We start from the raw sequence: 25,556 nt of genomic DNA on the forward strand, positions 1-25,556 counted from the left end.
AAAAGCGAATCGATGAAAGATTTTACTCATATATATATTGTCCTATTACTTTTTCTTGTTTCATTTTCTGGAAAGGCACAACAGGATCCTAATTTCAGTATGTATAGATACAACATGAATGTTATAAATCCTGCATATGCGGGTACCAATGGTAATCTGGAGGCTCTTGTTAGTATTCGAAGCCAATGGGCAGGTGTGCAAGATGCTCCTGAGACCTATACCTTTAATATCAACTCTCCTGTAGGCAAAAATGTGGGTGTTGGTTTAAGTGTCGTCAACGATCAAGTATTTGTACTTGATGAAACTCATCTATACGCTGATTTTTCATATAAAATTAAACTGACAGAGCAATTAGATTTACATGCAGGAATAAAAGCAGGAGGATCTTTCTTAAATATAGATCTTAACAAAGTGGGAATAGAAAACGATCCTTTATTTGCAGAAAATGTGAGTAGATTTAACCCTAACGTAGGGCTTGGATTTTACCTCAAAGCAGAACGCTTTTATATCACATTATCTGCTCCTAATCTGTTGTCTAATGATCGCTTCGAAAAAGAGGGAGTTAATCCTGTTTCGGCAAGTGATGATCAACAGTTCTATTTGGGAGGGGGATATACGATCCCTTTTAATGATAATTTTAAATTACAACCTTCTGTATTAGGTAGGGCTGTATCTGGTGTTCCTTTATCGGTAGATATCACTACATCTGCATGGTATAAAGACAGGTTAGAATTAGGAGTTAATTATCGATTAGATGAAAGTTTTACTACATTTTTAACTGCTAATTTTATGAATGACACGCTCAGTTTTGGCTATGCTTATGAACATACAACCACTGATATAGGTAAATTTAATAACGGAAGCCACGAGATCATATTAAAAATTAGTTTTAGGTAATCCCTCAACATCAATATATAACACCTTTACTGATGTATAAAGATCAAATAAATTGAATAGCGTGTCTAAAAAGTCGTTTTTTATATCATCCAGAGCATAGGCAAGAGATAATCAACTTTGATTACTTTTGTTTTGCCAATCAAAATTGAAACCGGAAGAAGTATAGTTTAGAAATAAAAAAGGCCGAATTTTAATAAAATTCGGCCTTTTAGTATATAATAGTTCTTAACTTAATGTGCGTAACGCTTAATCCTGGTGAACAAAGTATCTTCATAATTATAAAGCTTTGGCGCGCAATCCAAAAACATATTTTGTTTTTGTGTTGCTATTTTTAATTGTTTTCTAATATTTCGTATAGTTTTCATGATGGTTAGTTTTTGATCCCAAACTGTTGGGATAGATTGATAAATCTGTATTATCTGTATCGCCTCTTGGCATTCCAGGTATATCCGATTGGTGCATTTAATTTTCTAGTGATTCTGTTACTATCTATAGTTCTCATAATTTCTGTTTTTTAATTGATTTATAAATTGTTTTATTCTATACCTAAAGATTATCTATATCTCCTCTTAGCATTCCAGGTATATCCGATTGGCGCATTTAATTTTCTAGTGATTCTGTTGCTGTCTATAGTTCTCATAATTGTTGATTTTTAATTGATTTTGGTTTTTAATAGTTGTACTTAAAATTATCGGAAACGTCTTTTTGAATTCCAAACATAACCTTTGGTTGCAGTTAATTTTTTAGTGATTTGATTGTTGTCTAAAGTTCTCATAATTTCTGTTTTTATAATTGATTTATACTTACTAGACGTCGGTATTTCATTTTTGTTACAGTACTATGTATAAAAAGGTACTATTTTAACAATTATTAACATTATACGCCTATAAAAACTGTATAAAACCAGATATTCTTATTAAGAATAGTCTTAAATAATAAAACCTGATAAATGTCATTTTTTTAGAAAATGTTCGCGCATACTTTTGGCTTATAATCAAAAGTAAGTATGGGTGTAATCTATATACTCTTAACGATTAGTATAATCGTTGCCATCGTCTTTTTTATTAGCTTCATAATATCGGTCAGAAATGGTCAATATGATGATGTTTATACGCCTTCTGTTAGGATGCTTTTTGACGATGAACTTATAAAGGAAAGCAAAAAAAAATCTTCGGAATCCACTAAAACTAAACAATCTTAAATATGGAAATGGAACAATTCTATTACGATAATAAAATCGTAAAAAAATTCTTATATGCTACCATCTTTTGGGGCATAGTAGGTATGTCAGTAGGTCTACTACTCGCATTCATGTTTTTATTCCCCAATCTAACAGATGGCATATCATGGTTAAGTTTTGGACGATTAAGGCCATTACACACTAATGCTGTTATTTTTGCTTTTGTAGGTAATGCCATTTATGCGGGAGTATACTATTCTACTCAGCGATTACTAAAAGCTCGTATGTTTAGTGATGCTCTTAGTAACATCAATTTTTGGGGGTGGCAATTAATCATTGTCGGAGCCGCAATTACATTACCATTAGGGTATACTACTACAAAAGAGTACGCAGAACTCGAATGGCCTTTTGATATCGCAATTGCCATTATATGGGTAGCTTTTGGATGGAATCTTATAGGAACCATGTTAAAAAGAAGACAACGTCATTTATATGTTGCTATATGGTTTTACCTAGCGACTTTTGTTACAGTTGCTGTTCTTCATATTTTTAATAGTCTTGAGTTACCGGTAAGTGCATTAAAAAGTTATTCGGTATATGCTGGTGTTCAGGATGCTTTAGTACAATGGTGGTATGGTCATAATGCCGTTGCATTTTTTCTTACTACTCCTTTCTTAGGGCTGATGTACTATTTTGTTCCTAAAGCTGCAAATAGACCTGTATATTCATATCGATTATCTATTGTTCACTTTTGGTCTCTAATATTCATTTATATCTGGGCAGGGCCTCATCACCTTTTATATTCATCATTACCAGATTGGGCTCAGAATCTAGGAGTAGCATTCTCTGTTATGCTAATTGCTCCATCCTGGGGAGGTATGATTAATGGTTTATTAACCTTAAGAGGTGCCTGGGATAAAGTACGTACTGATCCTGTCTTAAAATTTATGGTAGTTGCTATTACCGGATATGGTATGGCCACTTTTGAAGGTCCCATGTTATCTTTAAAAAACGTGAATGCTATTGCACACTTTAGCGATTGGATTATTGCACACGTACATGTTGGAGCCTTAGCTTGGAATGGGTTTTTGACATTTGGAATGGTGTATTGGTTAATTCCCCGAATGACTAAGACAAAACTTTGGTCAACAGGATTAGCGAATCTTCACTTCTGGATTGGAACCCTAGGTATTATTATGTATGCGTTACCAATGTATGTTGCTGGATTTGTACAAGCTTCTATGTGGAAACAATTTAACCCAGATGGAACACTTACTTATGGTAATTTCTTAGAAACAGTTAACGAAATTATCCCAATGTACTGGATGCGAGCAATAGGAGGTAGTTTATATATCTTAGGTGCTTTTGTAATGCTTTATAATATTATAAAAACCGTGAGAAGTGGTAGTGCTGTTACAGACGAACTTGCTGAAGCTGCTCCGCTTACCAAAGTAACTAAACATAGAACTACTAAAGAAGGATATCACACTTGGCTAGAGAGAAGACCTGTAAAACTAACCATTTTTGCTACCATAGCAATCCTAATTGGAGGTATCGTACAAATAGTTCCTACTTTGATGGTAGAATCTAATATACCTACAATTACCAGTGTAAAACCATACACTCCTCTTGAGTTAGAAGGAAGAGATATCTACATCAGAGAAAGTTGTGTGTCTTGTCATTCACAAATGATTAGGCCTTTCCGTAGTGAAGTAGAACGATATGGAGAGTATTCTAAAGCTGGTGAATATGTTTATGATCATCCATTCTTATGGGGAAGTAAACGTACAGGGCCAGATTTAATGAGAATTGGAGGAAAATATTCTGATAACTGGCACTTAAATCACTTTTATGACCCACAAACAACCTCATCGGGATCTATTATGCCAAGTTATAAGTGGCTGATCAAAAATAAACTTGATCGTTCTCAAACCGAGGATAAGATGAATGCTATGGTAACCCTAGGTGTACCGTATACTCCCGAAGAAATAGCCAGAGCACAACAATGGATGGATGAACAGGGAACTACAATAGAAAAAAATCTGTATAGCGACCCAGATTTTGTAAAAACATACGAAGCTGATAAAAAATATGCACAGGAAAATGGATTGGATTTTATCGAAATGAAGGATAGAGAAGTTGTAGCCTTGATCGCCTATATCCAAAGGTTAGGAACTGATATAAAAGTTAAAAACAAATAAACTGTAGTTCAAACTAAAGAATAAACGCCATGCTAAAATTTATAAAAGGCCATATGGAAAGTATTGAAGGTATAGAAATCTATCCTATAATTTCACTCCTTATCTTTTCCATCTTCTTTGCCATCTTATTCTGGTGGGTTTTCACCGCAAAAAAAGAACATATAAAAGAAGTTAGTCAAATTCCATTAGAAACCGAAAACGAAAACATGTTATGAGAAGTACTGCATCCTATATAAGAATTATTGCTTTTCTATTCATAGCATATCTATTAATAGAAGTAACTGTAGAATCAGGAGAAGAATCTGCATTTATAGCACAACCACTCACTTGGTTAGTATTAGGCATGGTTTTATTGTTTATTGTAGCAATAGAAATCAGTTTAGAAGCATTAAGAAGTATCTTATTTCGCTCCTTAAAACCTGATGCTCAAGAACGCTATCTTCTGGCAGAAAAAGCTAAAAAAGAAAAGCAATTTAGATGGTTTAAAAATATCTATTTAAAACTTCTTGATAGCAAACCCGTAGAAAGTGAAGAAGAGATTATTCTGGATCATAATTATGACGGGATTAAAGAACTAGATAATAATCTTCCACCATGGTGGGTATATATGTTTTATGCTACAATTATATTTGGAATAGCCTATCTAGTTCGTTTTCATGTATACAATGATTATACCCAGACAGAAGAATATGAAACTGAAGTAGCCGAAGCTAAAATTGCAATTGAAGAATATAAAAAAACTGCCAAAGATTTAGTAGATATAAATACAGTTACGCTGCTCACAGAAGCTTCGGATATCAATGCTGGAAAGGCGGTCTACACTGCCAATTGTGTTGCCTGTCACAAAGCTGATGGTGGTGGTGGAATAGGACCTAACCTTACCGATGAACATTGGATTCTAGGTGGAGGTATCAAAAACGTATTTAGAACGATCTCTGAAGGAGGTCGAGATGGAAAAGGAATGGTCGCTTGGAAACAAACTCTTAAGCCCGTTGAAATGGCACAGGTAGCAAGTTATATTATTACCTTAGGAGGTACAACTCCAGCCGAACCTAAAGAGCCTCAGGGAGAAGTTTGGACTGATCCTGATGCACAGAAATAAGAAAGTAGAAGAACGAAACCCCAAAATTGTTTTGGATTAGATAACCATAGCGATCAATAAGTAAAATCAAGACCATTGGAAACACCTGCAGACGAAAAATTTAGAGATTCTATCGGTACCATAAACGATGAAGGAAAACGTGCATGGGTATATCCGAAAAAACCAAGTGGTAAGTATTATGAATACCGTAAATGGGTAAGTTATGGATTATTGATATTCTTATTTTCTGCTCCTTTTATCAAAATTAATGGGAACCAGTTTTTACTGTTTAATGTTTTAGAACGTCGTTTTAATATATTTGGAGCACCATTCTGGCCTCAGGATTTTCATTTATTTGTTATTTCGATGATAATCGGAGTTATATTTATTACCCTTTTTACTGTAGCTTTTGGTAGATTATTCTGTGGGTGGGTCTGCCCGCAGACCATCTTTATGGAAATGGTTTTTCGCAGAATAGAATACTGGATTGAAGGTGATCGTGGGAAACAAATTCGTCTCAACAAACAATCCTGGAATGCAGAAAAAATTAGAAAACGTGTTCTGAAATGGATTATATTTTTCATTATTTCATTCCTGATTGCTAATATATTTTTAGCATATCTGATTGGTAGTGATCAATTAATACGATACATCACCGATGGTCCTTTTCAGAATGTAAGTACTTTAATTTCCTTACTTATATTTACAGCTGTTTTCTATTTTATATTTGCATGGTTTAGAGAACAAGTTTGTATTATTGCATGCCCTTATGGCCGATTGCAAGGAGTACTACTTGATTCTAAATCAATTATAGTTGCCTATGATTATAAACGTGGAGAAAAAGAAGCAGGAAGAGCTAAGTTTAAGAAAAACGAAGACCGCCCTTCTACCGGAAAAGGAGATTGCATTGATTGTTTTCAGTGTGTACATGTTTGTCCGACTGGTATCGATATTCGTAACGGCACACAATTAGAATGTGTAAACTGTACAGCATGTATTGATGCCTGTGATCATATTATGGAAAGTGTTAACCTTCCTAAAGGATTAATACGGTATGCCAGCGAAGATAATATTGCTAAAAAAGCAAAATTTAAATTCACACCACGATTAAAAGGTTATAGTGCTGTTCTGGTTATCTTAACCGGTGTTTTATTAGGAATGTCATTGCTAAGAAACGATGTAGAAGCAAATATCTTACGATTACCAGGACAATTATATGAGAGAAAAAATGATAACATCATTAGTAACGTATACACCTATAAGCTGGTTAATAAAACCACTACAAAAATTGAAGATGTTCGTTTTGAATTGATGTCTCATAAAGGAAAAATAGAACTGGTTACTCATAAAAAATTTAGCGTTCCTGAACAAGGAATTGCAGAAGGCACTTTGTTTATTGAAATCAATGGTGCGGCTCTAAAAGGTGATAGTGATCGATTAAAAATTGGAGTGTATAGTAATGATAAATTGATCGAGACAACGACTACCGCATTTTTAGGACCTAGAAGTTATAAGTAGTAGAAAGTATAAATTACAGTGGATTGCAGCCTTTGCCTGAATGGCAAGTATTTTGATATTTTGTTCCTTTTTGTCATTCTGGCATAGGCCAAACCCATAACAGAACTAAAGAAAGATATTATGAAAATAAACTGGGGAACTGCCATCGTATTAGTATTTATAGGGTTTATCTCTTTTATCCTGTATTTTGTAGTAAAAATGAATACCAATCAAAATTATGAACACGATTTGGTAACAGAAGATTATTACAAAAAGGAGCTTGCTTTTCAAAAGGAAATCAATGCTGAAAAAAACTCAAAAACACTATTAAAAAACATCGTAGTTAAAAAAACAGCCGAAGGTCTGGTCATCTCTTTTCCGAAAGATAAAAACTATAGTGATATTTCTGGAACTATATCCTTATATAGACCATCAAGTAAGAAATTGGATTTCGAAATCCCTATTTCTCTCACTGCTTCAGAGCTAATAATTGATGACAAAAATATGCTCGAAGGGCGTTGGAACATCACTATCGATTGGAAGTATGAAAACACTTCATATTTATTTAAAAAATCATTTACATATTAAATGCTTATATCTGCATTCATACTTGGCTTATTGGGTAGTTTTCACTGTGTGGGAATGTGTGGCCCTATTGCCTTTATGTTGCCTGTAAACAAATCTAATACTACTCAAAAATTCTTCCAGGTATTTTTATATCATTTTGGGCGATTATTATCCTATAGCATCATTGGATTATTCTTTGGAATCATAGGAAAGAGCTTAAACCTTTTTGGGTTACAGCAAAAATTATCTATTGCAGTTGGTGTTTTGATGATTATAATTGTACTGATCCCCTATCAAACCTTTTCCAAATACAATTTCTCAAAACCAATCTATAAAATTATCTCCAAAGTCAAAAACGCACTGGGTACAGCTCTAAAAAAGAAAACTCCAGATACTTTTCTCTCTATTGGTTTCTTAAATGGTTTTTTGCCCTGTGGTTTGGTTTATATGGCGGTTTTTGGAGCCATTGCTTCTGGTCATATCCTCAAAGGTAGTTTGTATATGACTTTTTTTGGATTAGGAACTATACCCTTAATGACAATGGCTGTATATGCTGGTAATTTTTTAAACAGAAAAGCCCGGCAACACATTCAAAAAATGATTCCTGTATTTGTAGTCATAATCGGATTGTTATTTATCATACGAGGTCTTGGATTAGGGATCCCATATCTTTCTCCTAAACCTATAACCGAAATAGTTTCTGCAAATTTCGAGTGTCACTAATTACTTGCTTTGATAGGGTTTATTATTGTTTTTAAGAAGAGTACTTTTTTAAAACCAATATTCAATTCTATAGCAACAGTCGCAAATATGATATTTTTAATGGTTTACTCATATTTTACTTCATAAGGCTTCTTAAATACACCCTTAATAACCCAATGCATTTATATCATCATTCTTATGCATTACCCAAAGGCTCATATGGTGTAAATTTTGGAATTAGTTAAGTCTTTGGGATTATATCTTTAAGACCAGTTATATACCTGAGGATAGCAGAACAATAGTATTAGGTTTTTCTGGTGATGAAAAAGTACCTGAAAATTTTATTGGTCAAAGCATCAAAACAGGAAAAAGAATAGTTTTTCAAGTTTTTAATACGGTCAAACAGTCATCGAAAACAACATTGTCTCTGGTATTTTGCGTTGTAACCTAAGGTCAAAAGCCATACAAATATTACGAACAAAAGGCCTACCTTTTTCTGTAACGTGTATATGAGAATCATCTATAACTAATAATTGATCTGCTTCCAATTCTTTTAAATTCTGTAAAACCTCTGGCAACTCTTTAAAATACATATGATCATCTTCCCATTTGGTACTGAAATGACACATCAAATTAAGAATATGTTTTCGTATAATCTGATCTTCTAAAGTTAAAATATGCCCTCGATAAACCGGGATAATACCTTCTTTTACTAAATGTTGGTACTCTTCTACTCCCTTTACATTTTGCGCAAAACCATACCAACTATCACTAATTGCAGATACTCCCAAACCAATCATTGCATGCGTTTTGGAAGCAGTATATCCCATAAAATTACGATGCAGTGTTTGATTTTCCATAGATTGGTATAGTGAATCATTTTTTAAGGCAAAATGATCCATACCGATTTCTACATAACCTACTTCCGATAGTAATTTTTTTCCAACCTCATATTGCTTTCGCTTTTGCTCTCCTGTTGGAAGATCTGATTCGTTAAAACCGCGTTGTCCATTACCTTTCTGCCATGGTACGTGTGCATAACTGTAGAATGCTAATCGATCAGGCAATAGTTCTTTTGTCTTTAAAATAGTACTAACTACTGCTTCTTGTGTTTGAAAAGGTAATCCAAAAATAATATCATGTCCAACAGAGGTGAAACCAATTTCTCTGGCAGTCTCTGTTACATATTTCACATTTTCAAACGGTTGAATTCTATGGATTGCTCTTTGTACCGTTTCATTATAATCCTGTACACCAAAACTTACTCTTCTGAAACCAACATCATACAATGCTTGCAAATGTTCTCGGGTGGTATTATTTGGATGTCCTTCAAAACTTAATTCACAATCTTCTGCTCGTTCTACTCCCGAGAAAATACCATTAATTAAATATTGTAAGTTTTCGGGTGAAAAAAATGTGGGTGTACCTCCTCCCAAATGCAATTCTTTAATTCTGGGTTTATTCTCAAAAATATTAAGGTACAATTGCCATTCTTTTAAAACCGTATTGATATAAGGTTCTTCTACATCATGTCGTTTTGTAATACGTTTATTACATCCGCAAAAAGTACACATACTCTCACAAAATGGCAAATGGATGTATAGACTTATCCCATCTGTATCATTACTTTCTGCAAATGATTGTTGTATCGAAGTTGTCCATTTCTTTAATGAAAAAGTATCAATGTCCCAATAAGGAACAGTAGGATAACTTGTATATCGCGGTCCCGGAATATTATATTTGTGAATTAAATTTGCACCCATTTTATTGTTTTTTGAACTATTCTCGATTGTCAACTTAAACCTAGTTGATGATATAACCCGACTATTTCTTCTTTCACTATTTATAAGTCACTCACTCATGCAATACCAGGAAAGGGATATTAATATGATAGCTTATTTTTTCGACTGTAGGGTGAAATAAAATACGTTGGAAGAAATTGAGGTTTTTGGCAATCATAGTAATCATATCGATGTCTCTACTTTCAACAAAACATTGTATGGCTTCTTCAATATTTGGATTAGACAGGAAGTGAAAACTATGCTCTATTTCGTCAATAGAATCATCTAAAAAATCTTTATTTTTTCTTTGTCGATCAGTTAATTCTTTTTCTTTTTTTGCAACATGTAAAACTCGTAAAGCAGCTTCATTTAAAGAAAGCGTATCCATAATTGTATTTAACACCCTGCTTTTATAATACATATTATAATCTGTAGGAAATGCAATTTCTTTAGGTTTGCTATAGGTCGCTTTTTCGGGGATAACCAAAACAGGACATTTCACTTTTGTGATCACATCTCCTGTATTACTACCTATAGTTTTTTCTTTAATTCCTGAAGCCCCTTTGGTTCCCATAACAATGAGATCTATATTCTTTTCCTTAACCTGTTTTCTAATTGCATCAACAAAAAAGATATATTCATTACTTGAGAAAAAGTTATGTTTTGTGTTTAGCGATAATTTTTCTATTCTTTTTAGCAATAATTGCATTTGTTCTTTATCGCTTTGTGTGCTCTTTTCTAGGACTGTTTTTTTTGAACCATAAAATGAATCTCCTCCTATCATTTCTTCAAAGGGAGAGACGTGTAATAAATAAAAATTACATTTCACCCTTTTAAAAAATGACAACGCATATGTAATGGCATTCCACGAATTTTCAGAAAAATCTGTAGGGATCAGGATGTTCTTCATTTTAAATACTTTCTAATACAACAAATGTATTAGGATGTACTCATGAAAAATATGATAAAAATCAGTTTGGGTATTTTTGTGTTTTTATTCTACCAGTTGAAGACCAGGTAAATCCAAAATTTTTATGTTGCGTCCTTCAATTTCAATTAGACCATCTTTTTTAAAACTTGATAAGGTACGTATTAAACTTTCTGTAGCAATCCCGGCAACACTAGCCAGATCATTTCGCGATATTTTTATATTATCTTTTGGTTTTTTGTTTAATACATCAGCAAATTGAAGTATGGTTTGAGCTGTTTTTTTACGTACCGAACTATAGGCCATTTGTAATAATTGCTCTTTGATTTCAGAAAGATTTTCGGTTAGTAGCTCCATTAATTCAAGAGAGATGTTTTTACTCTTTTCTAATATCTCTTTTAAATTATTTTTTGATATTCCTGCTAATTCTGAATCTTCAACTGCTGTTGCAGATTCTAGATATGGAGTATTATCTATAAATGAAGTAAACCCAAGAAAATCATCTGTTTTATATAATGTAGTGATCAATTCTTTACCATTCTCATCCATTTTATGGCTTTTAACAACTCCTTTTAGGATCAGATATATATTATTAGAATGTTCTCCTTCTTCATAGACTACTGCTCCTTTTTTAAATTCAGAAATCTCACCATGATCATCAAAAAAATTCTTAAGCTCATGTAAATTTCTAAGTCCGTTATCCTCAGAAGTGTTTGTTGTTGTAGAAAATTGTTGATCTTTAACAACCTTAGAAAGTAATGCTGATTTTGCCAAACGACTCTCGACAGCACTCAATAATTCATCTTCTTCAAAAGGTTTGGTAAGGTAATCATCAGCTCCCAGATCCATTCCTTTTCGAATCTCCTTATGTTCAGTTTTTGCAGATAAAAATATAAATGGGATGTGATTGGTATTAACATCATAAGACAATGCTTCTAGAACTCCATATCCATCAACCTCGGGCATCATAATATCGCAAATAATAATATCTGGTTTTTCTTCTTTTGCTTTGGTAATACCTACTTTTCCATTTGGGGAGGTGATTACATTATAATCAGAAAGTTCTAAAAGTTCTGCCGTATTTTCTCTAAGCGCTGTATCATCTTCAATCAAAAGAATAGTTTTCATGACTCGTGGGTATTGGTTGTATGTATGGTGACAGTAAATGTAGAACCATAATTTTCCTTACTTGTAAAAGTAATACTCCCTCCTAGGTTTTCCAAATGACTTTTCACAATATTTAGCCCAATACCAGTCCCTTGATCTAACAAGGCGTTTTCTGCTCTAAAATATCGTTTAAAAATAAAAACTTGTTCTTTTTTTGGAATCCCAATACCTTGATCGATAATCTTAAATGTAAGGATATCATCCTCAAAGCATACCTGCAAATCTATAGTAGTATGCTCTCCAGAATATTTAATGGCATTATTAATTAGATTTGTAAGTGTAAGCTCTAAAATCTTTTCATCAAACTCTATAACATAATCATCAATATCTTTAGGATAATTTATTCTTTGCCCATCTTTTAGTAACATATTAGCATTATAAACCACTTCGTTAACAACCTTACTAAGAGGAAACTGGCTATACTTATAGGTTACCTTACCTGTTTCTAAGCGCTCAATAGATAAAAAGTCATTAAGAATATTATCCAGGTACTTTACTTTATTTTTTATCGTGTCGAGATGTTTTTCTCTTTTTTCCTGTTGTTCTGTTTTGGTATATTTTCCGGCAAGTGTAGCCGAAGTAAGGATACCACTTAATGGTGTTTTAAATTCATGCGAAACAAGTGAAAGAAATTTTGTCTTTAACTCACTTAAATCTCTTTCTTTTCTTAAAGATTCTTTGGTTTGAGCTTCTGCTTCCATACGCAGTGCTACTTCTTCTTTTAATTCTTCTATCGTATGATGTAATTCTACAGTACGCTCTTCTATTTTTTGCTCTAGCTTAACATTCAGATCCTGTATTTGTTGTTCTTGTTCTTTCCTAAGCGTAATATCTATGACCAGAGCCATTACATAGTTGTTACCATAAATTGCAAATGGGTTTAAACCTGCCTCTACAGGGAATACTGTTCCATCTTTTCGTACCCCAAAAAGATCTCTCCCAGCTCCCATATGCCGTTTTTTACTATGCGCTATAAAATTGTCATAATGTTTTTCATGACCGTGATGATGTTTTTTTGGTATCAAAGTATTAAGATGTTTTCCTACTAATTCATCTGCTTCATAAGCAAAAATATGATTGGCAGATCCATTCGTTGCAACTATAATTTGATCCTCATTTACTACAATGATACCCTCTGAAATGGCCTCAGAAAGTAATTTGAAAACGTTATTGTCTTTTTCGAAAACTTTCATTCTTCAAAAGTAATCATTTTGATTTGTTACCAGAACTGATTTATGTCATAAAAAATATGACTTGATCTAATTAAATTTATATTCATTAATCGATAATTTTTTTATGATATGAATACTGCTCAAAACATAGGAATTACATTTTATCAAAACCTAGGCAAGCTATTTTATGCAATTGCTGCATCTGATAAAGTAGTTCGTAAATCAGAATACGATTCTTTAAGAAAAATCGTAAAAACAGAATGGTTAAAAGTAGATGATATTGAAGATGAATTTGGTGTAGATGCCTCTTTTCAGATCGAAATCGTTTTTGATTGGCTTGATTATGAAGAATTGAGTGCAGAAGAGTGTTTTACCCAATTCGAAACATTTTTTAAAGAGCACAAATCTCATTTTACCGATAAATTAAAACAACTCATCTGGACCACTGCTAATGCTATCGCAGGTGCATTTTCTGGTAAAAACAAATCTGAATTAATGATGCTTGGACGACTGAAATTAATTTTTGAAAAATAGTAACTAATTTATTGGTTAGCATATGGAGTTTATTGATTACTATAAAATATTGGGTGTCTCAAAAAATGCTTCAGAAAGTGATATTAAAAAGGCATATAGAAAATTAGCCAGAAAATATCACCCTGATCTAAATCCTAATGACAATGAAGCAGAAAGAAAATTTAAGGAGATTAATGAGGCCAATGAAGTATTAAGTCATCCCGAAAACCGAAAAAAATACGATCAATACGGTAAAGATTGGAAACATGCTGAAGAGTTTGAAAAAGCTAAAAAATCACAGCAACAATCTAGAGGAACTGGACAACAACAATATCACAGAAATTACTCAGAAAGTGATTTTTCAGATTTCTTTGAATCTATGTTTGGAGGTGCGGGAAGAAGTTCTGCACAAGGTAGAGCCAGATACAGAGGCGAAGATTATAATGCAGAATTACATCTTGACTTGATGGATGTCTATAAGACCCACAAGAGAACACTTACTGTTAACAATAAAAATATTCGAATTACCATTCCTGCCGGCGTCGAAAACGGGCAAACTATAAAGATTAACAACCATGGTGGGTCAGGAATTGGAGGGGGCCCTAATGGCGATTTGTATATCACTTTTCTTATTGACAATAAAACCTTGTTTAAACGTATCAAAAGTGATCTTTACCAACAAGTCGATATCGATCTTTATACTGCTGTTTTGGGCGGTGAAATTACCATCGAAACCCTTGATGGGAAAGTGAAATTAAATGTAAAACCTGAAACTCAGAATGGCACCAAAATAAAACTAAAAGGAAAAGGGTTTCCTGTATACAAAAAAGAAGGCCAATTTGGGGATCTTTTTATTACATATACGATCAAAATCCCAAACAACCTATCAGAACAACAAAAAGAATTATTTAGAACATTATCCAAGCTTTAAATGTATTATAATGACTAAAGAACAACTTATACCAGCAATAGAATTCTGTGCACGCCATGAGATAGAATTCTCTTTTATAAACTCATTACACGAGTTTGGATTAATTGAGATTATTACTATTCGGCAAACCGCATTTTTAAACTCTGATGAATTACCCAGACTCGAGCAAATCATACTATTCAACAAAGAATTAGAAATCAATCTCGAAGGAGTTGAAGTCATCATGCGTTTACTAGAACGAGTTCATCAAATTCAAAATGAAATGAATATGCTTAAAAGCAAATTAGGACTCTATGAGAATTAGTATTCATAGTAGTTCAAAAACTTAATCTGTACAGATCAAACTTTCAAAAAGGTAGCTTGATTACAGGTTTTTTTAATTACACACTACATAATAAAAAGTGGGTTTCACTTGAAACTCACTTTTTTATTCACTAATCAAGCTGATCAATATCATATTTTTTGATAATTTGCTATTCTATTTTTATATAAATTAAAAACATTCATATGAAAACTCTTATCACTTGTTTCGTTTTTTTAAGTTTCATTGCTTGTAAAAAACAAACCTCTACTCAAAAACCATCAGAGCAAAAGGAAACTGAACAACATATAGAACAAAAAGTAGAAGATACGGTAATGGTTTTTTCTGAAGAAAATCTTGAGCTTAACAAAGAGAAAACAAAAGCCATTAAAAAAGAACGATTAATAACAGCCAAAGATGATAAAACCAAATTACAGGAATTAGTAATTTCTAAAAGCTTTTTTAAGGAAGAAGACCTTTATGTTCTGGATTACAAATACCCATATCTCAATGAGAAAATTGACCCTTCGTATTCGGTATTTAATAATTTTATTACAGAAAATTATCTCAATATAGAAAAAACAGAAAATCAAATTCTTGAAGACAAAGAGTTGCTTTGCGACACCTTAAAAATCAATAGGTTTAGAGACAAGAGAATTATTGATTATAAGATCTATAATGTAAAAAATGATCGTATTAGTGTAGTACTTTACAAAGAGAATTATTATTCTGGGATGTTATATTCTACATATCTCTTTGATTGTGTGAACTTTGATCTTAAAAAACATGACTTCATTTATTTTGATGATTTTTTTGAAACAGGTACCGAAGAAGAAGTGTTTACAACTATAAATACAATTATAAAGGAAGGTATTCGTTCTGGAGATTTATTCTACGACTGTTGGGAACTGTCAAAAGGTGATTTTAAAGCTTATAAGAACAATTTTGTCGTAAATGATGATACTGTAGAATTTTATTTTGATGATTGTGTCATTTGCCCTTCCTACACGGGAACATATTCTATAGAAATCCCTATCAAAGATATAATGCATCTTATCAAAAAGTATAATGATCGACCGATAATAGGTTAATTTCTCTATTAAAAAATTTCTCGGTTCATTATTATAACTTAGCAATTAAATGATTTAACAGTATAGATAACGATTAAAAAAGAATAGATGAAAAGTAATTTTAGCAATATCATTGAATCAAAAACACCAGTATTGGTAGATTTTTATGCAGATTGGTGTGGTCCTTGTAAAATGCTTGCGCCTATTCTTAAAGAGGTTAAAGATGAACTAGGAGATACTGTCAAGATTGTAAAAATAGATGTAGATAAGAATCAACCTTTGGCATCAAAATATCAGGTTCGTGGGGTACCCACAATGATTTTATTTAAAGATGGTAAACAACTATGGAGACAATCTGGAGTATTGCAAAAAAATGATTTAATTGGAGTAATAAATTCACATCAATAATCATGATACTCAATACCTATATAGATCACACATTGTTAAAAGCAAATGCTACAGTTGATGATATTAAAAAACTTTGTACAGAAGCAAAAGAGCATCATTTTTATGCAGTTTGTGTAAACAGTTATTATGTTGGTCTGGCAGAAAGTGAATTAATGCATACAGATATTAATATAGCAGCCGTGGTAGGTTTCCCTCTGGGTTCTACCGTTACCAAAGTAAAGGCATATGAGGCTCAACAATGCATTGATGACGGTGCAAATGAAATCGATATGGTACTTAATATTGGACTATTAAAATCAGGGTATTATAAAATTGTTGAAGAAGAAATAAGAGCAATAAAAAAAGTGATTGGGGAGCATACACTAAAAGTGATTTTTGAAAATTGCTACCTCACTGATGAAGAAAAGAAAATTGCCTGTCAACTATCACTGAATGCTGGAGCAGATTTCATAAAAACATCTACAGGTTTCGGAACCGGTGGTGCTACCTTAAATGATGTAAAACTCATGAAAAATGAAGTGCAGGATGTTATACAAATAAAAGCTTCTGGAGGAATTAGAGATGTAGAAACAGCAAAGCAATATATCAACTTAGGCGTTTCCAGAATTGGCACTTCATCTGGAGTCACTATAGTAACTTCAAAATAAAACAGAATGAGTATACATATCGCAGCGCAACAGGGAGAAATAGCAGAAACAATTCTATTACCAGGAGATCCTATGCGAGCCAAATGGATTGCACAAACCTTTCTTGACAACCCTATGTGTTACAATGATATTAGAGGAATGCTCGGGTACACAGGAACCTATAAGGGTAAACCTGTCTCTGTACAGGGTACCGGAATGGGGATTCCCTCGGCTCTAATATACTGCCATGAACTTATTAATGACTATGGAGTCAAAAATTTAATTCGAGTAGGCTCTGCAGGTTCATATCAAAAAGATATTCACCTCAAAGATATCGTTATTGCCATGGCCGCTTCTTCTACTTCAAATATCAATACTGCTAGATTTCTGAATTCAGACTATTCTCCTACCGTAGATTTTGAACTATTTATGAAAGCAATACAGTATGCAAAAGACAATAACATTCCTATTAAAGCCGGAAATGTGTTATCCTCTGATGAATTCTACGAAGATAATCCTGATTCATATAAGCGTTGGGCAGAATTTGGAGTACTTTGTGTTGAAATGGAAACTGCTGGATTATACACTATTGCAGCAAAATACAATGTTAAAGCTCTGGCAATTTTAACGATATCTGATTCATTAGTTACAGGAGAGAAAGCTTCTTCAGAAGAGAGAGCAACCACATTTAGCAAGATGATTGAAATTGCTTTAGGAACTCTATAAAATAGATATAAAACCTCACAAGTTTTTAAACCTGTGAGGTCTTTATACTTTATATTTTAAAGGTGACCACTGGCTTGTTTGCATGATTTGCAATATCCTCACCTATGCTTCCACTAAAGAAATGTGCCAGACCTCGTCGACCATGTGTTGGAATTGCAATCATATCTGCATTGATCTTTTTGGTATAATTAAAGACTCCGCTTTCTACACTATAATCATTAAAGTAAGCTACCTTATCATACATCTCCAGATTACCAGAATCTGCTTTAAAAAGGAATTCTTTTACTCTTTCTTCCATTTGATCCGAACTTCTAAATCGTTCTCCTGGTAAATTAACATACAGTAAATGCACATTAGCATTTAAAGAGTTAAATAACTTGATTGCATTATGGTATGCTCGAATATTTTCAATTTTAAAATCGCAAGCAAATACTACTTCTTTAAGAGCAAAATCATCTGCTGGGTTTTTTATTATTAAAACAGGAATATCAGATGTACGCACTACTTTTTCTGTGTTTGATCCTATAAACACTTCTTCATGCAAGCCACTAATACCATGAGACCCCATAACAATAAGATCTGCTTCATTTTCATGAGCTACTTCATTAATCTCACTAAAAACCTTATAGTTTTGTACTGTTTCTTTAACTTTGATACCTTCTAGATATTCTTTGTCTAAAAAAGTACTAAACCTCTTTTCGGCTAGCTTCATATAATACATAGCTTCATTTGCTTCTTGAGCTTCGTTTTTAATCAATACAGCTTCAGACAACCCTAGCATATGCAATACTATGATTTCAGCATTTTGTTGTTTAGCTAATAGTGCCGCCACCTGCAATGCGTACTCTGAATATTCAGAAAAGTCTATTGGTACAAGAATTTTTTTCATGATTATCTGTTTTTATACAATCAAATTTAAAAGATACTATCGCCAATTAATATGATAATTATCATATCAATACAACACATAGAATGAGTTAAAAATAATTTTTTATCGTATATTTCTACAGTACTACAAACAATGAAAAAACATTATAACATTACAGTAAAAGGAAAAGTGCAAGGAGTCTGGTATAGAAAAAGTACTCAAGAAAGAGCCATAGCACTCCAAATTAATGGGAATGTAAGAAACCTACCTAACGGAAATGTTTATATAGAAGCTGAAGGCAATAAAAACAAGCTTAATCTTTTATTAGAATGGTGTGCTGAAGGTCCCGAATTTGCAAAAGTAGATGTCGTTTCTTTTGAGGAGAGTGTATTGCAGTTTTTTGAAAGCTTTGATATTTTACGTTAGACTTCATTTAGACTCTATTCCTAATGAAATCACAAATTGATTTAAGTTCTTGTTAAGTATGACATTTCTCATTTTAATCTGCTTGAACAGATTGTATTTTTAACTTATAGACTTAAACAGTAGGAATGAAAAATGCGCTTATGTATATGTTTAGCAACCTTCCTTTTGTGAGGATCATATCATAAGTCTTTCTCTTACTTAAATTAAAACAACAAAACTATGGAATCAATAGAAACAGAAACCAATAGCATGCCCAGAATAGGTGATAATGCACCTGATTTTGAAGCACTAACTACACATGGTACTTTAAAACTTTCTGAATTTGCAGACGGAAAATGGATAATTCTATTTTCGCATCCTGCGGATTTCACTCCAGTCTGCACAACAGAATTAAGCGGTTTTGCAGAAAGGAAATCAGAGTTTGAAGCCCTAAATACTAAACTCATTGGTTTAAGTATAGATAGTATTCATTCTCATCTGGCTTGGGTAAATAATGTAAAAGAAAAAACCGGAGTATATCTCGACTTTCCTATAATTGCAGATCTAGACATGAAAGTTGCTAAATTATACGGCATGTTACAACCTAATGAAAGCGCAACAGCTGCTGTGCGGGCTGTCTTTTTTATCGACCCTTACCAAAAAATCAGACTCATCATGTACTATCCACTTAATGTAGGTCGTAATATGGACGAAATTCTTAGGGTATTGCATGGCCTACAAGTATCAGATGAACACAAAGTGGCTTTACCACTGAATTGGAAAAAAGGAGATAAAGTAATCGTTCCTCCTCCTAAAACTCTAGAACAAATGGAAGAAAGAATATTAGACACTTCTTGCGAAAAAATAGATTTTTATCTTGCCAAAAAAGAATTAAATCTCGATTAACTAATTGATAACAATACAACCCAACCTCCTGTTTTATTAATTCGGGAGGTTTTTGGTTATACACAAACAAAAATACCTCTAACAAAACAACAAAGCCTACCAAGGTCTCCCTCCTAGCAGGCTTTGTCAACTAACCAATCAATTATTGAAAAAACTTAGCATTACATGCAGCTCAATAAAACCGCATTACTTTTTTATTTTAATTTTTTGCCAATTCACATCAGCTTTTTTCTGCAATTTTGATGCATCTTCTTCTAGCCATTTATCCAATGTATTAATACCCCATGAATTATAAAACAAGTATAATTTACCATCTCTTACTTCAAAAGTTTTAGGGTTTATATCTACTTTTTCGTTATTTATTGCTACTGCATAAGCACAATATCCTCCATATTGTGGAACATATTTATTAGGATTCTTTTTAAATTTTTCCAAGTTTTTTTGAGTTGCAAATTTGTAGCCTACCTTATCATGAGTTGCTATAAATTTGCTATTACCCTTTACTGCTTTGTTATTGAAATATTCTGTAACATCATATCCTTCTGCCACAAAATTTTTATTGGTATTATAATCAACTTGTTGAGCACTTGCTGTTGTTATAATGACTAAGAATAGTATAGTTAAAAATGGTTTCATATATCGATTTTCTTACTCTTATCAATTGAGTCGTAAAAAAATACAATCATTACATTTTTAACATAATTATAAGGTATTTAAGCAATTATAGTAGAAAATTAGTAGTTTCAGGATATGGTATCAGGGCACTAATCAATAGACTAATACTATCTTTTGCTATTAAGGTAATCGATAACAATGTAGCAGTAACTACTACAGCAGAAGCCACATTATTTTGTTGAATATCTTTAAATTCATTTACACCTTTGGTAAGAGCAGAAAAAAGCAAAAAAACCGAAGTATTAATAAGTAAGGCAAATACAAACCCTATACACAAATACAATCCTGAGTATTGAATAATTTTCCCAAACGTAATTTCATTTCCTCCAGACATGGATAATCGTATCATATTAGTAATTGAAGGGATAATCTCTCCTAGAATCATACCAATCGACAAGATAATTCCAGCTGCAAAAACAGAAAAAGCCATATTATCTTCTCTAAAAGAAATATTCTTAAAAAATACTCTTTGTAGAATTTTAAATGAAATAAATAATATGAGTACAGAAACAACAATAGCTAAAGCTATTTCTATAAAAGCGAGAGTTAAGAGTTTTGTCTGCATGAGTTTTAAGTATTAGTTAGTACAATATACCAATGATTTATATTATCAAAATTTTTGGGTAATGTGCCAATGGTAAAATGTTTATTTGTTGTTTCCCAAATGTAATATCGTTTTCCGTTTTGTAATTTATATATTCCTTTTGCAGGAATATGTAACCCAAGGACAGAGTGTTTATAGTAATCACTATTAAGAATGGCTACTTCATATCCAAAATGACTTAAAATAGCATAAATAATAACTGTTCTGGTATCGCAATCTCCTTTTAAATTCCCCATAAAACCCACTGGATTTTGGATTCCGAAAGGAATATTTCCGATACAACAATCAGAACATTTTTCTAATACCACCCGAATAGTTTCTTCATATTTTTCTGGAGACTCACAGTCATTTTCAAAAACAAAAGAATAAGGAATATCTTGTATAAAAGTCACTACCATTTCTGCGAACTCAAACTGATTAAGTTTATTTGTGTTTTTAATTATAGTAAATTCTTCAAAAATTAAGTCCAATTTAGGTGTATCAGATGTTGCTAAATATTGATATAGCTTTCCCCAGGATTGTTGTTTGTGTTTTTCTATAGTATTAAAATATTCTTTTTTAGAAGAAAAATAATCCTTTTCTCGTACTGAAAATTTTCCTTCAAAAGTATTACCATAATTATCACTCCATTGTCTATTCTGCCTTAATAACACTATAGAATCTCCTTCTTCCAGAGCTTTCTCACGATAAATATATTCTGAAATATCCGATTGTTGATTTTCTATAGATAAAGGAATAGAATCTAATACAGATCGTAATCCTAAAATAGATCCCAATACAAATGTGCTATATAATATATAACGCCAATGAAACCCTTTTCGATCGTTGTCTGATTTTCCGAGCAACCACGAAAGTAGCAATAGCATTAATGCAAATGCCATAAATAAAGAAATAGAAAAAAAAGCCCGTATGAAACTACTGCTAATCAAAGAGATCAATATAATCGCCGGAAATGAAAAACAACCTAATTTCTTTTTAATCGCCATATTTATAGTGCCATTAAATTACAGCCTCTGATATCACTATGGTCAAATCTACCAATAATTTCAAAACTACCGTCAACATGAATCTTACCCAAATCCTGAGTGGCAATAAAAGAACATGAATTGATATTTGCCAGATCTATAACATTTATACCTCCTGTTTTATTAACTCCTAATTGAGTTAAAGCATCTTCTGGATTTCGGATAGAAATTTTCATCCAAGGTGGGCAGTAAAAAAGACCATTGTTTTTAGAATACGCTTGTGATAGTAATTCTGTCATCCCATATTCACTATGAATCTGAGAAACTCCAAAACCATTTTTAAGAACCTTATGTAATTCTTCCCGAATCATTTCTTTTCTTCTCCCCTTCATCCCTCCAGTTTCCATAATTATAGATGCCTCATTTAACTGTACATTATAACCCTCTACAAGATCTAATAAAGCAAATGAAACTCCCAGGAGTAGTATTTTTTTATCTTCTGCTACAAGTTGTCGAAGGGTTTCTACCAATTTCTTAGTGTCATGTAAATAAAATCCACTTTGGGGATGATTACTATCTCTAATTAATTTTTCTGCCATATACACCAGAGAAGATCCGTCTCTTTCTAAATAAGAAGGTAGTAGCGCTAATACTATATAATCAGTGACATCTCCATAGAAATATTGAAATGCTTTTCTAAAACTTCTTTCATATACAGCAAGATCACTAACATAGTGTTTACTGGTTACACTACCTGTAGTACCACTACTCGTGAAAATTTTTTGTATTGATGTCGAAGTGCTTACAATTTTCTCTTGTTTAAAGAATTGGATTGGCAAATACGGAATATCATCAATATGGTTTATTGAAGTTCTTGCAACTCCCAAAAGATTACAAAATCTTTGATATGTTATATTGTGACTGTATTGATGATTAAAAACATGTAAAGCTGATCTCTCAAAATCTGTGTCGTTTTGAATAGAAAAAATAGTATCAGCATGCATAAGATTTGTTCAACAGATTTTGTAGAACAAAGGTATAAAAAAGACCATCTTTTTTAGTAGTGTTTTTTATAAGATAATTTTTAAAGTATATATATTAAAAAGCGATTATGCTTAAAAATTATTTAATGATGAGTTTTTTAGTAGCTTTCAATTCTCCTTCGGTGACTTTAATCACATATACACCAGGATTTAAATGACTAATATCTAAGTCTCTACCAATTAAAACTTTAAAAAGTACTTTTTCTCCTAAAACTGTAAAAATTGAAACTGTTTTGGTAAGGTTTTTAGTTGAGGTAATAGATAACATACTTCCAGCAGGTGCTGGGTTAGGGTACAAACGCAATCCTTCGATTTTTATATTCTTCGAATCTTGTTTTTCGGCTATATCAGACTGTGCTTGAATTCCTGAAGCAAAGGAAAAGCAAATAAGACTAATACATATAAGCAGCAAGTAGATTTTTTTCATATAAAAATTTATTTTGGGGCAATAAAGATACAACATTAAAATTAAAAATATTACAAATTATTAGCATACTTGTACACAAACCCCAGATTTAATGGTAGTTCTGTAACCATATTACGGTTTTCACTTACTTTGTGTTTTAATTTTTATTCTTACTACAAATTCATCATTTTACCCTTAGTTTTATCTTCTTCTATACCTTAGTTAAGGCTATAATTTTTTTCAAAGATATCATCTACAGATTAAAAACTTTAAATTCTAACTATCAAAATGAAATCAAATTTAAATTTTGTAAATCAAAAATAATGCCTGATATTTGTTTCATCATGAAGTTATAAAAGAATTATGTACATAATTGTGCGCACAGAGACCACTCGATTCAGAAGCTAAGGATTTCCTTCTTTAGTCCTTATCCTTTATTTCATTTAACTCATAATTCTTAATTATCATGATTAAAAATAAACTTACACTTACTCGTATATTTTCATATTTCAAAATTGCATTAACTGGTAAAGAGCAAGAATTCACTTCTGGCAGTATTCGTAGAGCAGTATTTATGCTTTCTGTTCCTATGGTACTAGAAATGATGATGGAATCTATATTTTTTCTTGTAGATGCTTACTATGTTTCTAGTCTTGGAGCTAATGCTATTGCCACGGTAGGATTAACAGAATCTGTACTTACTCTAGTATATGCTATTGCTATTGGGCTTAGTATGGGAGTTACCGCAATTGTTGCCCGTAGAGTGGGTGAAAAAGATATTAGTGGTGCTTCGCAAACTGCAATACAATCTATCCTTTTAGGAATAGTAATAGCACTAATAATTAGTGCTATAGGCATCATTTTTCCAAAAGAAATACTTGGACTCATGGGAGCCGATCCAGATCTTATTGCAGATGGATATGGCTATACTCAAGTATTATTAGGCGGAAACGTGACCATAATGCTTTTGTTTTTAATCAATGCCGTATTTAGAGGTGCAGGTGACGCTTCTGTAGCTATGCGAGTATTAATATTTTCTAATGTATTAAACATTATTCTGGATCCAATTTTTATTTTTGGGTTTGGTCCTGTGCCTGCTTTTGGTGTTCAGGGAGCAGCAATTGCTACTACAATAGGAAGAGGTAGCGCAGTAATATTTCAATTGTTAATCCTTTTTTATGGCTGGAGTAAGATCAAGGTTGCTTTTAAAGATATTGTTTTTCGTGCAGCAATTATGGGTAACTTGATCAAAGTCTCTTTGGGAGGGATTGGACAATTCATTATCGGAACATCTAGCTGGGTATTTTTGATGCGGATTATGGCTGAGTTTGGTAGTGAAGTACTGGCAGGCTATACTATAGCTATTAGAGTATTAATGTTTACTCTAATGCCTTCCTGGGGGATGAGTAATGCTGCGGCTACGTTAGTAGGTCAAAACCTAGGTGCTGCAAAGCCAGAACGTGCCGAGCAATCAGTTTGGAAAACAGGAAAATACAATGCATATTTTATGGCTATTGTATCTATATTTTACCTCTTATTTGCAGAAGCAATCATAAGAATCTTTAGTGATGAAGCATTAATCATAGAATATGGAGCCTTAAGTTTACGTGTAATTGCAGCAGGATATGTATTTTATGCCTATGGGATGGTAATCATACAGTCTTTTAACGGGGCTGGTGACACCAAGACTCCTACTATCATTAATTTCTTTTGTTTCTGGATATTTCAGTTACCATTTGCATATCTCGCAGCCCTGGTGTTTGATTGGGGCGCAATGGGTGTGTTTCTAGCCATTACCTTTGCCGAAGTTTTAATCGCAGTGATTGGAATTATCTGGTTTAGGAAGGGAAAATGGAAAGAGGTAAAAGTGTAGAACTTAGCTATACTTTACAATAAACCCCGTAAAATAAATTTTACGGGATTTTATCTATTTGCA

At 32.5% G+C, this 25,556-nt stretch carries 29 protein-coding genes and 1 pseudogene; 19 read left to right on the forward strand and 11 right to left on the reverse strand.

Annotated elements, in window-relative coordinates; genetic code table 11:
• The first annotated feature begins 12 nt into the window (after window positions 1–12).
• Complete coding sequence (locus ATE84_RS01425; protein WP_101445194.1) at window positions 13–897, forward strand: type IX secretion system membrane protein PorP/SprF; 885 nt, start codon at window positions 13–15, stop codon at window positions 895–897.
• Window positions 898–1,127: 230 nt separating this feature from the next.
• Here ATE84_RS01425 and ATE84_RS26700 read toward each other — a convergent pair whose 3' ends face one another.
• Window positions 1,128–1,262 (reverse strand): hypothetical protein, encoded by a 135-nt coding sequence (locus ATE84_RS26700; RefSeq protein ID WP_255411970.1) that lies wholly within the window; start codon window positions 1,260–1,262, stop codon window positions 1,128–1,130.
• A 641-nt stretch (window positions 1,263–1,903) separates the two neighbouring features.
• On the opposite strand from ATE84_RS26700, the gene ccoS reads away from it, so the two are divergent.
• From ccoS to ATE84_RS26530, 8 genes and pseudogenes are all read left to right on the forward strand, one after another.
• The gene (gene ccoS / locus ATE84_RS01430) at window positions 1,904–2,098 is read left to right on the forward strand and encodes a cbb3-type cytochrome oxidase assembly protein CcoS (RefSeq protein ID WP_101445195.1); all 195 of its coding nucleotides are present in this window, start codon (window positions 1,904–1,906) and stop codon (window positions 2,096–2,098) included.
• A 2-nt stretch (window positions 2,099–2,100) separates the two neighbouring features.
• Window positions 2,101–4,278, forward strand: coding sequence for a cytochrome-c oxidase, cbb3-type subunit I (gene ccoN, locus ATE84_RS01435; RefSeq protein ID WP_101445197.1), 2,178 nt, complete (start codon window positions 2,101–2,103; stop codon window positions 4,276–4,278).
• 29 nt (window positions 4,279–4,307) lie between these two features.
• Entirely contained in the window at window positions 4,308–4,493 is a 186-nt protein-coding gene (locus tag ATE84_RS01440; protein ID WP_101445198.1) for a CcoQ/FixQ family Cbb3-type cytochrome c oxidase assembly chaperone, read from the forward strand.
• Window positions 4,490–5,380 carry a cbb3-type cytochrome c oxidase N-terminal domain-containing protein gene (locus tag ATE84_RS01445; RefSeq protein ID WP_101445200.1) on the forward strand — a complete coding sequence of 297 codons (891 nt, stop codon included), beginning with the start codon at window positions 4,490–4,492 and terminating at the stop codon, window positions 5,378–5,380. The genes ATE84_RS01440 and ATE84_RS01445 overlap by 4 nt, the downstream gene beginning before the upstream one ends.
• Window positions 5,381–5,455: 75 nt before the next feature.
• On the forward strand, window positions 5,456–6,877 hold the full coding sequence (ccoG, locus tag ATE84_RS01450) for a cytochrome c oxidase accessory protein CcoG (RefSeq protein WP_101445202.1): 1,422 nt from the start codon (window positions 5,456–5,458) through the stop codon (window positions 6,875–6,877).
• Between the two features lie 120 nt (window positions 6,878–6,997).
• A complete protein-coding gene (locus tag ATE84_RS01455) occupies window positions 6,998–7,444 on the forward strand; it encodes a FixH family protein (protein ID WP_101445203.1) in 447 nt (148 codons plus the stop codon).
• Window positions 7,445–8,146: a sulfite exporter TauE/SafE family protein gene (locus tag ATE84_RS01460; RefSeq protein ID WP_101445205.1), complete on the forward strand. Its 702-nt coding sequence runs from the start codon at window positions 7,445–7,447 to the stop codon at window positions 8,144–8,146.
• 131 nt (window positions 8,147–8,277) lie between these two features.
• Window positions 8,278–8,576: pseudogene (locus ATE84_RS26530) on the forward strand (sterol desaturase family protein); the annotation flags it as partial.
• Here ATE84_RS26530 and hemN read toward each other — a convergent pair.
• From hemN to ATE84_RS01485, 4 genes are all read right to left on the reverse strand, one after another.
• On the reverse strand, window positions 8,524–9,888 hold the full coding sequence (hemN, locus tag ATE84_RS01470; protein WP_101445207.1) for an oxygen-independent coproporphyrinogen III oxidase: 1,365 nt from the start codon (window positions 9,886–9,888) through the stop codon (window positions 8,524–8,526). The pseudogene ATE84_RS26530 and the gene hemN sit on opposite strands and share 53 nt — an antisense overlap.
• Before the next feature lie 91 nt (window positions 9,889–9,979).
• Window positions 9,980–10,816, reverse strand: a complete 837-nt coding sequence (locus tag ATE84_RS01475; RefSeq protein ID WP_101445209.1) for a universal stress protein — start codon at window positions 10,814–10,816, stop codon at window positions 9,980–9,982.
• A gap of 84 nt (window positions 10,817–10,900) precedes the next feature.
• Complete coding sequence (locus ATE84_RS01480; RefSeq protein WP_101445211.1) at window positions 10,901–11,962, reverse strand: response regulator; 1,062 nt, start codon at window positions 11,960–11,962, stop codon at window positions 10,901–10,903.
• Window positions 11,959–13,194, reverse strand: a complete 1,236-nt coding sequence (locus ATE84_RS01485; RefSeq protein ID WP_101445212.1) for a PAS domain-containing sensor histidine kinase — start codon at window positions 13,192–13,194, stop codon at window positions 11,959–11,961. Before ATE84_RS01485 ends, ATE84_RS01480 begins: the two co-directional genes overlap by 4 nt.
• A 108-nt stretch (window positions 13,195–13,302) precedes the next feature.
• Here ATE84_RS01485 and ATE84_RS01490 point away from each other — a divergent pair, with 108 nt between their 5' ends.
• The 7 genes from ATE84_RS01490 to deoD all read left to right on the forward strand — a co-directional run bounded on the left by ATE84_RS01490 (window position 13,303) and on the right by deoD (window position 17,748).
• Window positions 13,303–13,707 (forward strand): hypothetical protein, encoded by a 405-nt coding sequence (locus tag ATE84_RS01490; RefSeq protein ID WP_101445214.1) that lies wholly within the window; start codon window positions 13,303–13,305, stop codon window positions 13,705–13,707.
• A gap of 22 nt (window positions 13,708–13,729) precedes the next feature.
• Window positions 13,730–14,617 (forward strand): DnaJ C-terminal domain-containing protein, encoded by an 888-nt coding sequence (locus ATE84_RS01495; RefSeq protein ID WP_101445216.1) that lies wholly within the window; start codon window positions 13,730–13,732, stop codon window positions 14,615–14,617.
• A 10-nt stretch (window positions 14,618–14,627) separates the two neighbouring features.
• The gene (locus tag ATE84_RS01500) at window positions 14,628–14,921 is read left to right on the forward strand and encodes a chaperone modulator CbpM (protein ID WP_101445217.1); all 294 of its coding nucleotides are present in this window, start codon (window positions 14,628–14,630) and stop codon (window positions 14,919–14,921) included.
• Window positions 14,922–15,124: 203 nt separating this feature from the next.
• Window positions 15,125–16,009 (forward strand): RsiV family protein, encoded by an 885-nt coding sequence (locus ATE84_RS01505; RefSeq protein WP_101445219.1) that lies wholly within the window; start codon window positions 15,125–15,127, stop codon window positions 16,007–16,009.
• Window positions 16,010–16,096: 87 nt separating this feature from the next.
• Window positions 16,097–16,396 carry a thioredoxin gene (trxA, locus tag ATE84_RS01510; protein ID WP_101445221.1) on the forward strand — a complete coding sequence of 100 codons (300 nt, stop codon included), beginning with the start codon at window positions 16,097–16,099 and terminating at the stop codon, window positions 16,394–16,396.
• Window positions 16,397–16,398: 2 nt separating this feature from the next.
• Window positions 16,399–17,043, forward strand: coding sequence for a deoxyribose-phosphate aldolase (gene deoC, locus ATE84_RS01515; RefSeq protein WP_101445223.1), 645 nt, complete (start codon window positions 16,399–16,401; stop codon window positions 17,041–17,043).
• A 6-nt stretch (window positions 17,044–17,049) separates the two neighbouring features.
• A complete protein-coding gene (gene deoD, locus ATE84_RS01520) occupies window positions 17,050–17,748 on the forward strand; it encodes a purine-nucleoside phosphorylase (protein ID WP_101445225.1) in 699 nt (232 codons plus the stop codon).
• Window positions 17,749–17,797: 49 nt separating this feature from the next.
• On the opposite strand, the gene ATE84_RS01525 is transcribed toward deoD, so the two are convergent.
• On the reverse strand, window positions 17,798–18,637 hold the full coding sequence (locus tag ATE84_RS01525) for a universal stress protein (RefSeq protein WP_101445227.1): 840 nt from the start codon (window positions 18,635–18,637) through the stop codon (window positions 17,798–17,800).
• A 132-nt stretch (window positions 18,638–18,769) separates the two neighbouring features.
• Here ATE84_RS01525 and ATE84_RS01530 point away from each other — a divergent pair, with 132 nt between their 5' ends.
• Entirely contained in the window at window positions 18,770–19,042 is a 273-nt protein-coding gene (locus ATE84_RS01530) for an acylphosphatase (protein WP_101445229.1), read from the forward strand.
• 219 nt (window positions 19,043–19,261) lie between these two features.
• Entirely contained in the window at window positions 19,262–19,927 is a 666-nt protein-coding gene (locus ATE84_RS01535; protein ID WP_101445231.1) for a peroxiredoxin, read from the forward strand.
• Between the two features lie 186 nt (window positions 19,928–20,113).
• On the opposite strand, the gene ATE84_RS01540 is transcribed toward ATE84_RS01535, so the two are convergent.
• From ATE84_RS01540 to ATE84_RS01560, 5 genes are all read right to left on the reverse strand, one after another.
• Window positions 20,114–20,563, reverse strand: a complete 450-nt coding sequence (locus tag ATE84_RS01540) for a YHS domain-containing (seleno)protein (RefSeq protein WP_101445232.1) — start codon at window positions 20,561–20,563, stop codon at window positions 20,114–20,116.
• Between the two features lie 85 nt (window positions 20,564–20,648).
• Window positions 20,649–21,167, reverse strand: a complete 519-nt coding sequence (locus tag ATE84_RS01545; RefSeq protein WP_101445234.1) for a DUF350 domain-containing protein — start codon at window positions 21,165–21,167, stop codon at window positions 20,649–20,651.
• Between the two features lie 5 nt (window positions 21,168–21,172).
• On the reverse strand, window positions 21,173–22,087 hold the full coding sequence (locus ATE84_RS01550; protein ID WP_143273544.1) for a hypothetical protein: 915 nt from the start codon (window positions 22,085–22,087) through the stop codon (window positions 21,173–21,175).
• Between the two features lie 107 nt (window positions 22,088–22,194).
• Window positions 22,195–23,175, reverse strand: a complete 981-nt coding sequence (locus ATE84_RS01555) for an acyl transferase (RefSeq protein ID WP_101445238.1) — start codon at window positions 23,173–23,175, stop codon at window positions 22,195–22,197.
• A gap of 118 nt (window positions 23,176–23,293) precedes the next feature.
• Complete coding sequence (locus ATE84_RS01560) at window positions 23,294–23,641, reverse strand: T9SS type A sorting domain-containing protein (RefSeq protein ID WP_101445240.1); 348 nt, start codon at window positions 23,639–23,641, stop codon at window positions 23,294–23,296.
• 445 nt (window positions 23,642–24,086) lie between these two features.
• Between ATE84_RS01560 and ATE84_RS01565 the strand changes: the two genes are divergently transcribed.
• Window positions 24,087–25,493 carry an MATE family efflux transporter gene (locus ATE84_RS01565; protein WP_101445242.1) on the forward strand — a complete coding sequence of 469 codons (1,407 nt, stop codon included), beginning with the start codon at window positions 24,087–24,089 and terminating at the stop codon, window positions 25,491–25,493.
• Window positions 25,494–25,556: the final 63 nt, after the last annotated feature.

Origin of the sequence: Aquimarina sp. MAR_2010_214, from assembly GCF_002846555.1 — a bacterium.
Taxonomy (GTDB): Bacteria; Bacteroidota; Bacteroidia; order Flavobacteriales; family Flavobacteriaceae; genus Aquimarina.